At 35.2% G+C, this 13,612-nt stretch carries 11 protein-coding genes; 5 read left to right on the top strand and 6 right to left on the bottom strand.

What is annotated here, in order from left to right; translation table 11 throughout:
* The first annotated feature begins 264 nt into the window (after window positions 1–264).
* Window positions 265–894, top strand: coding sequence for a class I SAM-dependent methyltransferase (locus PGOND44_RS08755; RefSeq protein ID WP_003440259.1), 630 nt, complete (start codon window positions 265–267; stop codon window positions 892–894).
* A gap of 706 nt (window positions 895–1,600) precedes the next feature.
* Here PGOND44_RS08755 and PGOND44_RS08750 read toward each other — a convergent pair.
* The 5 genes from PGOND44_RS08750 to PGOND44_RS08730 all read right to left on the bottom strand — a co-directional run bounded on the left by PGOND44_RS08750 (window position 1,601) and on the right by PGOND44_RS08730 (window position 9,454).
* The gene (locus PGOND44_RS08750) at window positions 1,601–2,131 is read right to left on the bottom strand and encodes a hypothetical protein (RefSeq protein WP_003440258.1); all 531 of its coding nucleotides are present in this window, start codon (window positions 2,129–2,131) and stop codon (window positions 1,601–1,603) included.
* A 204-nt stretch (window positions 2,132–2,335) separates the two neighbouring features.
* Window positions 2,336–2,620 carry a helix-turn-helix domain-containing protein gene (locus PGOND44_RS08745; RefSeq protein WP_003440257.1) on the bottom strand — a complete coding sequence of 95 codons (285 nt, stop codon included), beginning with the start codon at window positions 2,618–2,620 and terminating at the stop codon, window positions 2,336–2,338.
* A gap of 79 nt (window positions 2,621–2,699) precedes the next feature.
* Window positions 2,700–3,992, bottom strand: coding sequence for a tyrosine-type recombinase/integrase (locus PGOND44_RS08740; protein ID WP_003440253.1), 1,293 nt, complete (start codon window positions 3,990–3,992; stop codon window positions 2,700–2,702).
* Between the two features lie 787 nt (window positions 3,993–4,779).
* Complete coding sequence (locus tag PGOND44_RS08735; RefSeq protein WP_003440249.1) at window positions 4,780–8,139, bottom strand: T9SS type A sorting domain-containing protein; 3,360 nt, start codon at window positions 8,137–8,139, stop codon at window positions 4,780–4,782.
* Window positions 8,140–8,737: 598 nt separating this feature from the next.
* A complete protein-coding gene (locus tag PGOND44_RS08730; RefSeq protein ID WP_003440247.1) occupies window positions 8,738–9,454 on the bottom strand; it encodes a sulfite exporter TauE/SafE family protein in 717 nt (238 codons plus the stop codon).
* A gap of 125 nt (window positions 9,455–9,579) precedes the next feature.
* Here PGOND44_RS08730 and PGOND44_RS08725 point away from each other — a divergent pair, with 125 nt between their 5' ends.
* The 4 genes from PGOND44_RS08725 to PGOND44_RS08710 all read left to right on the top strand — a co-directional run bounded on the left by PGOND44_RS08725 (window position 9,580) and on the right by PGOND44_RS08710 (window position 12,568).
* Window positions 9,580–10,023 (top strand): Lrp/AsnC family transcriptional regulator, encoded by a 444-nt coding sequence (locus PGOND44_RS08725; RefSeq protein WP_003440245.1) that lies wholly within the window; start codon window positions 9,580–9,582, stop codon window positions 10,021–10,023.
* A gap of 142 nt (window positions 10,024–10,165) precedes the next feature.
* The gene (locus tag PGOND44_RS08720) at window positions 10,166–10,750 is read left to right on the top strand and encodes a porin family protein (RefSeq protein WP_003440243.1); all 585 of its coding nucleotides are present in this window, start codon (window positions 10,166–10,168) and stop codon (window positions 10,748–10,750) included.
* Between the two features lie 274 nt (window positions 10,751–11,024).
* Window positions 11,025–11,789, top strand: a complete 765-nt coding sequence (locus PGOND44_RS08715) for a hypothetical protein (RefSeq protein ID WP_003440241.1) — start codon at window positions 11,025–11,027, stop codon at window positions 11,787–11,789.
* 398 nt (window positions 11,790–12,187) lie between these two features.
* Window positions 12,188–12,568, top strand: coding sequence for a PH domain-containing protein (locus tag PGOND44_RS08710; RefSeq protein ID WP_003440239.1), 381 nt, complete (start codon window positions 12,188–12,190; stop codon window positions 12,566–12,568).
* Window positions 12,569–12,595: 27 nt separating this feature from the next.
* Here the strand turns inward: PGOND44_RS08710 and PGOND44_RS08705 are convergent, their stop codons facing one another.
* The gene (locus tag PGOND44_RS08705) at window positions 12,596–13,444 is read right to left on the bottom strand and encodes a fructosamine kinase family protein (protein WP_040555951.1); all 849 of its coding nucleotides are present in this window, start codon (window positions 13,442–13,444) and stop codon (window positions 12,596–12,598) included.
* Window positions 13,445–13,612: the final 168 nt, after the last annotated feature.

The following is a 13,612-nucleotide window of genomic DNA, read 5'->3' as shown; positions in this document are numbered from 1 at the left end:
ACCGAAGTTGTACATTCGTAGTAGTATTGAAGGTTGTGTAATGGAACTGGAGCAAAGGGATGGGCTAATTTTAATTTACAATTTGCCAACTTGATAAAGGATGAGCTTATATTTGTAAATACTATTAGAAGAGCTTTGTGAGGGGAGACTTTCAAGCACGGTTCTGTGAGAGGCTTGGGGTGAAATCCCTTGGTCTACTCGACCACATCACGTTATACGCAACCCTGTTTGACGACAGACCATAAATAAACAGACAGAAATAAAATGGAAAATTTCGACAGAAAAAAACACTGGGAGACAATCTACCAGACAAAAGAACTTAAAGATGTAAGTTGGTTTCAACCGACACCAGAGACGTCTTTAATTTTCTTAAAACAGTTCAATATTCCGACCACTGCAAAAATAATTGACATTGGAGGTGGCGACAGTTTTTTAGTTGACAACTTGCTCGACTTGGGTTATCAAGACATTACCGTTCTCGACATTTCAGCGACAGCACTTGACAAAGCAAAGCAACGACTTGGCGACCGAGCAGATAAAATAAAATGGATAGTTGCAGACGCAGCAACTTTTAGACCGACAGAAAAATACGACTTTTGGCACGACAGAGCAGCATTTCACTTTTTGACACAAGAGCAAGAAATTGAAAACTACCTCGACACAGTGCAGAAAAGTATTCAGCAGACAGGTGTTTTAGTTATCGGGACATTCTCTGAACAAGGACCAAAAAAATGCAGCGGAATTGAAATAAAACAATATTCCGAAACAACAATGACCGACCGACTGACAAGATTTTTTGAAAAAATTAAATGTATAACGGTTGACCACAAGACACCGCTCGACACTATTCAGAACTTTATATTTTGCAGTTTTAGAAAATTAAAGACGTCTTAACAGGACACGAATAAAAGAAGGGGCAGCATATAACAGCACCTACAAGAAATTGGCGGTTCAGTGCTTAAATGAGGCTTTATGCTTCGTATCAAGTTTTGTGGTAGCAGACAGTTTAGTGCTTCGAAATCGCCAACTTCTTGTAGCTGCAAAACGTTGGCAATAATTAGAAAAAATAATGTAAATACTTAACATAAATATGAATCTATCTACAGGGTTATAAGGAATAAGCCTTTACGATGGAAAAGAAATAACGGATGTTACTAATAAAGAACCTTGGACAAAATAAAAAATAACTGTTGCCAATCGAGTAGACGGGTGACGACTTAAAAGTCGTCACTTCGCTTCTCACACCATCGTAAATACAGGTCTCGTATACGGCGGTTCGCAATCCATCTTTTCAATCGCTCTTTACACCAATTGAAACGATTCCATACTTTTTGAACAAGCTACCTGTTTTCTAGGGAATCGGTCACCCAATAGCAAAAACTATTGCTCCCATCCTAATTTCTGGAAGGATCACGTTCCGTCCTCCCCTACTTGTGAGACCTGTCCAGTTTTATAAAACTCGTTTCCTGTAGGTACTATGACCTCAGCAGACTTCTCTATTATACCATCCCGTGTTTATATGGATCTCCCCTGGTAATTACACCTTCCCTGCCTTCGAGGGTAGTCAAGTAGGTTCTACTTTTTCTACATAAAACAAATTTTAGGGCGTGGGATTATTAGAGGTGTACCCTCTGTAAAATCCAATTAAAAAATCTACAAGCCATTTTATAGCTAAGAACATAAACCACAATACAGCCATCGAAATACGCCATAAAAATTTAAAAATATTCACGAAAAGACTTAAGGCTAAAAAGATTAATTGAAGCGTAGCTGCATTTTTACCTCTTAACTGTACACCTGCTAATTTAAAACTCGAGTAATTGGGTTTAAATAGATTATAAGAGCCTCTTTTATTTTTTATGGAAGTACTCACACCACTTTTTGAAACATTAAAGTTGAAAGGACCACTTTCATATCGACCTATAAATTGAAAGTTCCCGCGTTGAAGTCCCATTCTAGCTCCTCTAAACAGTTTTTTATGAAGCCTGACACCATGATTAGTATTTATGGTAGCTCCATAACCATCTCTTGATAATGTTTTAGTAGCTGAAACCCCTCCTGTTCTAGAAACACGGAGAATCTTACCACGATATTCTATCCTCTTTTTTAGTGGTTTACTATTTTCAGGCATTAGTGAATTATTTTTGACTGTTTTTAAAGTTAATAAATTTTCAACTTAAATACTGGTCTGATTTTGTAAAGGCATTATATTTTATAGGCGGTAAAGCCTAAAGTAATTTAGGCTAATTTGTAATCAAATTCGTTATGAAAGGGCAATAGGCACCGACTTTTTTTATTAGAAATACAAAACTACAACCCAACATAATTTCTAATTTTAATATCTGCTCTGACACCTTGAATTTTTGAGATAAGCCATTAGGTCTTCATGTAAAAAATATATTTTTTTAGAAGGCTTACAATATGCGATTTCATTGTTGTGTATTAAATTATAAAGGGTTTTTTGCTTCAAGTTTAAAAAGTCTGCTGCTTCACTGAGCGTGTACTTTAATTTACTTTTTCCATTTATTTCAAGATTATCTATCTTTTCCTCTAAGCTTTTTACATATTCCAATATTTCACCAATTTTGGATGGTAACTCATCAAAACTTATATTTTCCATGTCATTCTATTTAATACTTATATGGACATTCATGAAAAAGTTTAGTAGTTTTCAAAAAAAATTACACATTTAATATCTTCTATAAAAGATGTTTTGTTAAATTACTTGAATCATTAGCATCAGTTTTTTTCGAAAAATCTAAAATCTTGTCATTTATCTCTTGAAACGTTTCCTCCTCAAATCCTTTAAAATATAGCATAGTTGTTTCCACTGAAGTGTGTGTTAGTCGTTTACTTACTACTTCAAACCTTACACCTGAAAGTATAGCAATTGTAGCAAAAGAATGTCTTGCCCAAGAAAAAGAAACATTTTCTTGGATACCTATTGAATTAGCAAACTTTAAAAAATGCTGATTAATTTTTCTATTAAAATTTTTTTTCCTTTTGCGTTTTTCCATATCATTCATATCTATGTTCAGAATATCGAAAACGTAATCTTGTGGTTTATCTGGATTGTAGTCACCGTATTGTCTTATAACTTCTTTAGTGAAATCTGTGAGATATACTTTTATGGGAATTCTAGTTTTAACAGTATGAAGTGTTTTCTTTCTCTCAAAATAAAAAAACCCTTCTTCTAAATCCTTATTTTTAATCATGAGAATGTCTTTAAGATTAAGTCCATAGCTGAGGTAAGAAAAAAACCAAAAGTCTTTCGACATTTTTTGATATGGAGTTGCAGATTTTGACTCGTATAATTTTTGAACCTGTTCTTTTATCAATGCCTTTTTAATATTTTCACCTTTTGGTATAATGTAACCGAATTTTCCAAATGGATACTTATCATTTGAGACGGCCCCTTCGTGAATAGCTAGGTTAAAAATAGACTTTAAACACCTTAGATACATGCCTATCGAGCTAGTTGTAAGTAAACCTTTATCGGTGCAATGCTTGTCAAATTTAATCAACCATTTTGGAGTAATTTGATTAAACTCAGGGACTTTATCATTGTTGTATTTCTTTATGAATTTATAGGAACACTGATACTGGTCAGCTGTACCAAGTCCACCACTTTCAGTAAAATCAGTAATCTTCTTATCGTAATAATATTTTAAGTCTTTTTTTTGGGGGCCATTTCCATAGAAAACACTTTTAAATTCATCTTTATCAAACCTGCCCAATTCTAAGATACATGAATCTACACTATCTAGGAATTTTAGCATTTCCATTCTAAGATTTCGAAACTTTGCCTTAGAATTTTTTTTAAGCCACGCTCCTTCAAAGTCGGCTTTTAAAAGTTTGAAGGGTGTTTTAATATAGCATTTATCTTTTGTAATTGAATTAAAAACGAAAAGTCGAACGCTGTGTTGTCCTCGCTTATTTTTATGATTTTTGTTAAGTTCTAAACTAAGTGTAATCGAATCTGTATTTTCCATATCTATTATTTTATGTTGTAGGAGCTTTTTTTTAAAAGTTTAGTGAAGAGTTCAAAAAATATTATTTGTGAATAATTTGTGAATAGGAAAGGAAAATGATGAATAACAGATAGTTTCAAATAAACTATAAATACCTCTAAATGTGATGTATAGGGAATAAACAGATAGTAAGAAGGAATAAGAAAACCATATCCGTCCTGCTTTGGGAGCAGGAGGTCGCAGGTTCGAATCCTGCCACCCCGACTTGAAAAGTCACTTAGTTTACTAAGTGGCTTTTTTTTTGTTTAAATTTCTCAAAATAAGAGGTCAAAGGTTCCTCCGATGCTTCGGAGCTGCCACCCCGACCATCAAAAGCCTTACACGAAAGTGTAAGGCTTTTTTGTTTTCTAGAGGTTAAAGCTTGCTTCAAAAACGAAGAGAACACAAAAAAGCCTTATAAACGCTATAAACGTTTAGGCTTTTAATGAGCAACAACCCCATTTTCAGGATCACCGACTTTTGGGAGGTAATCCTGCCACCCCGACTTGAAAAGTCACTTAGTTTACTAAGTGGCTTTTTTTTATGTTTAAAATGTCACGTCCTAACATAGCGATACACTAAAACCCGACCATCAAAAGCCTTACACGAAAGTGTAAGGCTTTCTTTTTCAATAAGGCGTGAGATGTCTTATAAGTTGAATGAAAAAGTTTAATCCCTACTCTATAAAATCACAAAACTTCTGGCTATTCACCAGTAGTTTTGCTTTGAACAAAAAAAATAAACTAAACTAAATCAGTAGGATTAAACCTTATTGTTTTATCATTTTGGTCGTGAAGACCTCTTTGCCTTTTTTGACTTTTACTACATAGACTCCTTCACTCCAAGTGCTTGCATCCATCTGGATAGTTTCGCTGGTGAAAGACTGATGTGCGATTTTCTGCCCTAGTAAATTATAGATTTCAACCCTTAGCTCCTCACCAGTCCAAGGTGTATTTATTCTGAATTCATTCTGAACTGGATTGGGATAAAGTTGAAGCTGTGCAGTGTCAAATTCAGAAGCCGATAAACTTTCCATTGAAAAGGCAATTTCAAATCTATAAGCATTTATAGACTCTTCAATAGTTGGATCGATAGTAAACGAATAGATATCTCCATCACTTAAGAGTGTCTCGGTATCCAGATAATGATCGATAATCACAATATCTGCCTGTTCCAATTTCTGTGATGTCATTCTTAAGCTATACTGCGTAGCTCTCCAGTTATCCATAAATAAACCTATGCGCTCTTCGTCGATTGGAAAAGCTCTAGACTCTATGCTGAGCAAAACCTCATTATTATGGATAGCTAAATTTTCATCTAGGTTGAGTAGTTTTTCCGCATCTGCTAAGTCGATTGAATTATTCCCATTATCGGCGAACTTAATTTTAAAACCATCTATCAGTGTGGCTGAATCGTCCAATAACTCAAGTTTTAGCTGTGATTGGATTGTCTTATGATTGGGCTCATCTGTTTTGTTTTTGGGCTCTGTGACTTTTAAATCTTCCGAAAAGTTGAGGGTTGGAGATTTTGTTTTTGATTCAATAAAAAAGGCTTGACTGGGACCTATAAATTGACTAGCAGTTGAAGATCCTTGAGCATTACTTCCATCGCTAAGATCTACTGTTACAAACCCACCTCTTGTATTGATCATGGGATCCCAAACATGGAGATAATTGGTATTCACATCTGTCGAAGCGGCTAATAGGCCTCGAATATCTATTGTAGCCTGATAAGGATTTCCCGCTAAGCTTAAATATTTAGGGTCGCTAAAGAAAGTTTCTGGTGATTGACTAAAACTGCCCGTTTTAAGATTCCCCTCGACAATCAAACGGGTTTCGCTTGGGGCTGCTTCATTATTGGCTAAGTCTGTACCTCTATCTCCTCTTATCATGAGTCTATACGGAATACCCGCACTCAACTTTTTCGTATCTGTGTTAGGGATAGGCATCCAAGCAGTACTGCTATTGAAACTAAACATGGAAGGATTTCCCGTAGTTGTAGGATCAAACCCATCATGCCCATTGGAAGACCCTGTAATGTGAGTCCCAACACCCACTTCATTAAGATCTGCATTTTGATAACTTTCCCAAATAGTTTGAGTAGATTCTACTGGACTTGTTACCAATCTAAAGGCACGTCGTGCAGCATAATATTTCTCTACCTTAGCTTTGCCCTCCTTCGCTGTATAAGTTCCTAAGACTTTCCCCATATAGGCATCTCCTGTAGCATCACTTTTAAATGTAACGTCTCCCGTATGGGTAAAATCATTTTGGGAAGCTAAATAGTTTCCTGGAGATAAAAATACATTCCCTTCAATAATGAGACTGGCAGCCCCCTTTGTTTCTAAATTACCATCTAAAATAATGTCCCCACCATATAACTCTATGGTTTTATCACTTTCCATAGATTGAGTAATGTGAACATCTCTATTCTCCCCTTTTTTACCAATAACCAAACCATCACTTTGAATGCTAAGGTTAGCCATAGGAAAGAAAATAGCGTCGACTAGATCTTCCGTAAACGGAAGATATTTAAATTGGCCAGCAACTGTAAATGTTGTGGGGCTTGCAAAAGATAAGTCATCGTTGATGAATGTTAACCCACTCCCATCACTAGTCGTAATATCTCCTTCAAAAGTAAGTTGCCCACTAGTCTGTAAGGTAAAATTTTCTGAAAAATTAGATTCTGCAACTGTTATAGCTCCCGCTTGAGTTTGGCATCCAATAATGATTTCAGAAAAACCGTCTTCAAAATTAGTAGTAAAGTATTGTTTGGGAAGTTGTAATAGGCCTGAAGCTCCTCCAACACCTATACTTGATGTAGACACTCGCGAGTGAATTTTTAAAGTTCCAAGTGAGGCATACCTCACCGTTGATGAAATATCAAACTGATTCGCTATTGCTGTGATATCTCCATTAGATAAATTCTGAGAAAGATCTCGAGATTCTACTACTCCTCCATTTTGATCGAAATCTGCAGAAGCAACATTTACTCCAGAGGTTCCCTGGAAAGTGATATCGCCTTCGTTTACACGAATTGAACCCCCATTTATTCGCAAGCCGTCGTTATCTATATTATTTGGAATCTCTGGATTACCTCCACCTGTTCCTTTAAGTGTTATGCTAGCTTGATCTAATCCTCGAAGTGAAGAATTATTATCCATGAAAATACCGTAATTGTAACCGCCATTTTCTCCAGATTTTTGGCCACCAGCGACCCCTTCGACTATTAAACCACCAGTTGCTGTAATGGAAGTGTTTTCCAATCCAACTCCCCAATTGCCTCTGTTGGTATTTCCACTTGTATTTTCATTTTCTGATCCAACACCAGCCATATAAATTTGATGGGCAGTTATATCCATACCATTCAGACGAATTCCAATCCCGTTTGCATTGTTGGTTTCGGTAGATTTACCATTCAAATACACATCTCCTGTTCCCAGATTTAAAATCTCTCCAAGTAGATGTATTCCAGAGTAGGGCTGAAGACCTCCAGAAGCTAAAGCGGTTAAGCCAACAGCGAAGCTATCGCCTACATCAAGGCCATTCCAAGTGGCTTGTCCACTCCCACCACCGATCCATAGATGGCCATTGTTGGTCGATATAGATGAGTTTGAATCCAACAAGACCCCACCAGCTTCATCGCCATCACTATCTGCCCATAGTACAACATGTAAAGAAGAGATACTAGAATTGATGTCAGCATCATTCTGAAAAACAAGATCTCTACCAGACTTAAAGGTTAAAGTACGAGTAGACGTAAGTTGTGGAGAAAAATCATCTTCCACAATAATATCTCCACTGGCTAAAAGAGTTATATCTCCGCTTATAAGTAGGTCTTCTAAATCGTCGATGTTGATATTGGCACCATCGATTAAAGGAACAATATTTCCACTTTCAATCTCAACCTCATTAGTAGGTCTTGAACTTAGGCTGAGAGACTTTGGCACTCCAACTGTATTTACAGTCAACTCTAGTTCTTCGAATAAAACCCCGACTTCTGTTACAGCTGAATACCTCTCGTTTTCACTTGTCATTGCTCCCGTAATCATGGCATCTCCAGATGAGAAGCTAAAGAGTGAAGACATCCAAAAAAATGATAATAAACTCGCTACTGTTCTTGTTTTCATGTTATAAGGTATTTGATAAGGTTAAGTGGTGTAATACTTTTTTGTAGTTTAAGTTCTACAAACTAAAGGCTAATTATTTGATCACACAATAATAAATTCATAAAATAATTAAGATTTTTTACACATAGCTATCAAATGCTCTATGTTGATACTTACCTGCAGATAAACCCTAAAGATTTCACGATCTGAAGTGTTCTTTCTTAACTTGTATTTGATTATAAGGGGCTTAAGATCCTTTATACAGACTACTCTAATCTTTAATTAAAGGAAATTCGGACGTAGTTATAATCTCGGAATAGTTTTTAGTTAATTTAATTAACACTTAAACCAAAACACTTTGAAAACTACTTTACTCGTTATGATGTTTACCCTCATGGGAGTATTTAACGGGTTTGGACAATCCCAAAAAAAACTTAAAGCTCACAGTAGCAGCTCTACCGCTTATTGGTTCTTCCGGTGATGTCGAGTCGGGAGTGAATGGATTTGTTATTAAACCCTCTGGAGAGTTGAATTTTTCCTTTAAATGTAAAATATAATCAGTTTTTCACTAAGAGTTAATTTATTGCATGGTTGATACTAATGACCCATAGCCTATATTTTAAACGATAAGAATAAGACCTGAAACACATAAAAGTGTCATCAATAATTTTTTAAATACAGTTTCATTAATCTTTATAAAAGTTCGTTTTCCTAAAAATTGAGCAAATAAAAAGACGGGGAATACCAAAAGTGTCATTTCTAAATGGCTGAATTTTAATATCCCGCTTACAGCTAGCGCAGGAATTCGAGTTAAGGTGACAAGCCCCAAAACCCCAATCATAGTAGCTCTCAATGCTTTAATATCTTTAACAGAGTTTTCAATACATATAACATAGAGAGGGCCTCCTGTAGAAAATACGCCTGAAAAAAAACCAGCTACAACTCCAAAGCTTATCACACCTCCTTTATTTAGCTTTATTTTCTTTTTACCATATAAAACATAAGCTACGTATAATAAAATAAATACTCCAAGTCCTTTTTTTAGCAATATAGGTTTTGAAAAAGTAAGCAACAAGATTCCTAAAATAACGCCTATTACTGAAGTTATGGCGAGTTTAAAAATTATTTTTTTATTTATATTTTTCCATTCCTTCGTAATTAAGAAAGCACTCGAAAACAAGTAGAAAATTGAAATGTATGCAATTGCATCTGGCAATTGCATACCCAATAGCAGAATAGGTAAAGCAATTAAAGACCCTGCAAAACCAATGACTGTTTGGACGTAGAACCCCATAAAAACACCAATTACCAGGATTAAAAGAACCGTTAAATCCATAAAAAAAAGACTATTTATTTGGGTCAAAACTAAACATGCTAGGTTTAATGATAAAATTGATTGGATGGATATAATGGTACATTTACAAATAAAAAATCTATTTTTGGAATAAAACAACCGAAACAATGGTGAGCGATCTAGATATTCAAATAATCAAAATATTAAAAAGTAATTCTAGAGCTTCATTTGCGGAAATTGGTAGAAAAATAGCACTTTCACCATCTTCTGTACGTGAACGGATTCAGAAATTAGAAGATTTAGGAGTTATAAAATCTTACAACATTCAATTAAACCATGCATTGATGGGGAATGGTCTGGAAGTATTTATAATGTTGAAAATATTTGACGGGAAGCTTAAGTATATCATATCAGAAATCACAACGTATCCAGAAGTACAGGAAGTCTTTAGAATCACTGGTCCTTATAATATACATATGCGGGTAGCGCTGCGTGATCAATTACATCTTCAACAATTTATAGACAAACTCATTAAATACGGTAGTCCAACGACACACCTTATACTTTCTGAGCTCAAAATTGATGGTGAAAATGCAGTATCAACTCAATAACTAAACCATCATTAAGAATGCTAAGATTTAGTAAATAGAATGAAATATACTCAACAGAGTATTCAATAAAATAAAATTTGGATATAGCCTTTAATCTTGGAATGGTTATTGGTTAATTTTTTAACATTTAGACCAAAACACTATGAAAACTACTTTACTTGTTATGATGTTTACACTCATGGGAGTATTTAACGGGTTTGGACAATCCCAAAAAAACGACTTAAAGCTCACAGTAGCGGCTTTACCGCTTATTGGTTCTTCCGATGATTTCGAGTCGGGAGTGAATGGATTTGTTATTAAACCCTCTGCGGGGTATTTTATCACAGATAAAACCTCTGTAGACTTGAATTTTTCCTACGCCACCTTAAACGATTTAAGAGTTGGTAATGTAGACTCCTACTACACCTCCTATGCGTTTACGCCTACCCTAAGAAACAACTTCGTTAATAAAAGCAAATTGAGAGTGTTTGCAGAATTTGGTGTAGGTCTGGGAACAATACAATATGATGCTGATAATAGCAATTTGAGGACGTCTCAACATGAAGCCTTAAGTGGGGGAATCTCTATTTTGAATATAGGCTTTGGCGGGAATTACTTTTTTAATGATCATTTCGGAATAGAGCTAATCATCCCTTACTTAAACACTAGAAATATAACCTCCAAAGAAACCAACACCTTGTATTCTGGCATTGGACCCACTCTTGGCTTCACCTATATGATTAGGTAAATCTTGAAAAAAAATTAGACTGTACTTTCATCGTAAACATAAAATCAACGCTTTAGCTTTACCTTAAAACATACAGTAGAATAGCTTGTGAGTTAGCAACACATAAACTCTACCCAATAGCAGGTATTGCGTATATGAACTCAGGACTTTATTTTTAAACTTTTAAAAATGATTTATAAAATTTAGCTTAGGCTTTCATTAAGTAAAAATTTCAATCGAAAATCATTCAAAATTGATAGTGTCCCAAAAAATTAATCAAACCAATAAAACAATTATGAAAAAACCAATTAACCTCATTTGCACTTTTTTTACTTTAGCCCTAGTCTTTAGTTGTAGTGATGATTCTGTGAGTGATGAATTTACAGATGCAAACGGAAATGCTTCAAAAAAATTGATAAAAACAATATCCACGACCTCTGCTCAAGACCCTCAAGAAAATAAAAATATTATATTATCCTATACTTCAGATGGTAAATTAAATACTATTTCTGATGGTTTTGAAACAAGTATTTTTGTTTATGACGAAGGCGAATTATCTAATATAACAGGAGGCGGTGATAATCTAAACACTGAAGATCTATATGAGTCTCCTTATGATGCTTTTGAAACTGGCTATGTTCTTATTTATGACGAGAATGACAATCCCAAAGAAATCGAGTTTTATGAAGAAGAATACGTCTACGAAACGGGAAACTTTATTACGAAAGTATACACTGCAGAAGTTTTTTATGATGACGCTCCAAATCCCTACTTTTTCACCTTAGAGGCTGGGGGCATTATAGAAGTCATGGACGATGTCCAGTTGAACTTCAGCATGAATCCACAGGTTCCCGAAATTGTAAAAGCTAGGTCACTTTTCCCTATGAATAATCCCTCTCAAATCGTCTACAAAAACGAGGAAGGGGAATTGATTTATACTATTAATATAAGTTATGTGTATGACAGTGAAAATTATCCAACATCAGCTACTGTAACTAACGTATCGATAGAGGACTCTGAAGAGAGCACCTATTCCGCAGTATTCGAATACGTTAATTAATACCTCCATATAATCTTATAAAGGCAATTCTGGCTTGAGCTATTTTCGAATTCTCCAAGTCAGTTTTTTTTCGGTAAAAAGTTTTCTAAAATCAGTTTGAGTTGAAAGCTGATTTGATATTGGGACATTACCAAATCAACTTTTGCTTTTAGGTGACTATTTATGATACCTTCAGGACTTTAAATTCATTGTCATACTTTTTTACCATAACTCAGATATAAAATTTATAAACTCATAAAAATCGTCACATCAAAGGTAGACACACCAAACCAATCGAAAAGAATAGACTAGATTAGTCTTTTGACCATTGCGTTATTAAAAAAATGGAGACCAGACACCATATAAACGGGGCCTAACCGAAAAGCCAGATGAGTAGGACAAATTAACAGCAGTATATAATGGGACTATTTTCTTCACTACTCGGTAATGCCGGCGCCGTTGACAAAGAACAATTGGCGAAAGAATATGAACAACTTCTTACAGAACATGAAGATATTGAAATCGGTTTTAAACTGGTTCGAGACACTTTTATTTTTACCAATAAACGCCTTATCCTCGTAGACAAACAAGGAATGACCGGTCGAAAAACTGAATATCTATCCATTACTTATAAGAGTATTTCACGATTTAGCATTGAAACGGCAGGCACTTTCGACTTAGAAGCGGAATTGAAAATTTGGATCTCTAGTGAAACTAGTCCCAGTATTCAAAAGAAGTTTAATAAAAGCGTTAACGTCTATGATGTCCAAAAGGTGCTAGCTAAGTATGTTTTGCAATAAAAACCATAAGCTCTGACCCTTCAGCTATTAATACTGAGACATTATTTCCTTAGCCTGAGTGTAATAATGCCCCCCAAAAAGATTGAGGTGCGCCAAAATATAATAGAGTTGCCAGAGTTTGATTCGCTTTTCCCAATCTGGTTTGAGTTGAAAAGCCTCATCGTAGGCACTAAATAATCGGTCGTCGAAACCTCCAAAGAGCTTCATCATGGCCAAATCCATTTCGCGAGGAGCATAAGCGACGGCAGGATCTATTAAACAAGGCTTATTCTGTGAATTAACCAGATAATTGCCAGACCACAAGTCTCCGTGAATAAGTGCTGGAGGCTCATTAGGGATCAACTCTTTTACCCTTTGATAAAAGGAATCAAGATTCTTAAACACATACCCTTTATCGAATGCTATTTTAAACTGAGGCATCAAACGCTGGTGGATATAGAATTGAGAAGCGGTTTCGAAATTGTCATTATATTGTGGCAAACTACCCAAATAGTTGTCTTCTTTAAAACCAAAGGTTTCGTGAGTAGTTTGATGTAGAGCCGCCATTGCTTGCCCAAAAAGCTCCCAAAATTTATGGCTAACTTTTCCAGATTCCCTATAGTCTAGTATAAGATAGGTGTTGGTTTCAAAGTCACCATAACCTAAAACCTCAGGAACATCTATGGCTCCTGTCTTCCTTAAAGCGTTTAGACCACTTACTTCCTTTTTAAACATTCCTGGAAATAGGTGAGCCTCATTTATTTTAGCGACGTACTTTTTATTCTGATCTTCTATAAGATAAACCTCATTTATATCCCCACCGCTCAAGGCTCTGATAGACTTGATGTTTAAGGAAAATCTCTCCTGCAAATGTTTTCTGAGATGTACGGTAAGCATAGGCTTAGTTAAGTTTGAGTCTTCGAAAATACAATCTAAGTCTATTCATAAAAATATAAATGAAAATAATATTTAAGACAGCCAACAACAACACCTTAGAAGTTGAGAGCTTCAAACAGCGGTTTTCAAAAAACACGATATTTTAGGGTAGAGAGTATCATTTTTTAA

The organism is Psychroflexus gondwanensis ACAM 44 (assembly GCF_000355905.1).
Classification (GTDB): Bacteria; Bacteroidota; Bacteroidia; order Flavobacteriales; family Flavobacteriaceae; genus Psychroflexus; species Psychroflexus gondwanensis.
The sequence above is the reverse complement of the archived record's forward strand: the minus strand, read 5'-3'. Positions and strand labels throughout refer to the sequence as shown.

Excerpts from the sequence above, each read along its gene's own strand:
- PGOND44_RS08730 (WP_003440247.1), bottom strand. The coding sequence starts at position 9,454 with ATGGATTTAACGGTTCTTTTAATCCTGGTAATTGGTGTTTTTATGGGG.
- PGOND44_RS08715 (WP_003440241.1), top strand. The coding sequence starts at position 11,025 with ATGAAAAAACCAATTAACCTCATTTGCACTTTTTTTACTTTAGCCCTA.
- PGOND44_RS08705 (WP_040555951.1), bottom strand. The coding sequence starts at position 13,444 with ATGCTTACCGTACATCTCAGAAAACATTTGCAGGAGAGATTTTCCTTA.
- PGOND44_RS08755 (WP_003440259.1), top strand. The coding sequence starts at position 265 with ATGGAAAATTTCGACAGAAAAAAACACTGGGAGACAATCTACCAGACA.
- PGOND44_RS08740 (WP_003440253.1), bottom strand. The coding sequence starts at position 3,992 with ATGGAAAATACAGATTCGATTACACTTAGTTTAGAACTTAACAAAAAT.
- PGOND44_RS08710 (WP_003440239.1), top strand. The coding sequence starts at position 12,188 with ATGGGACTATTTTCTTCACTACTCGGTAATGCCGGCGCCGTTGACAAA.
- PGOND44_RS08750 (WP_003440258.1), bottom strand. The coding sequence starts at position 2,131 with ATGCCTGAAAATAGTAAACCACTAAAAAAGAGGATAGAATATCGTGGT.
- PGOND44_RS08735 (WP_003440249.1), bottom strand. The coding sequence starts at position 8,139 with ATGAAAACAAGAACAGTAGCGAGTTTATTATCATTTTTTTGGATGTCT.
- PGOND44_RS08725 (WP_003440245.1), top strand. The coding sequence starts at position 9,580 with ATGGTGAGCGATCTAGATATTCAAATAATCAAAATATTAAAAAGTAAT.
- PGOND44_RS08720 (WP_003440243.1), top strand. The coding sequence starts at position 10,166 with ATGAAAACTACTTTACTTGTTATGATGTTTACACTCATGGGAGTATTT.
- PGOND44_RS08745 (WP_003440257.1), bottom strand. The coding sequence starts at position 2,620 with ATGGAAAATATAAGTTTTGATGAGTTACCATCCAAAATTGGTGAAATA.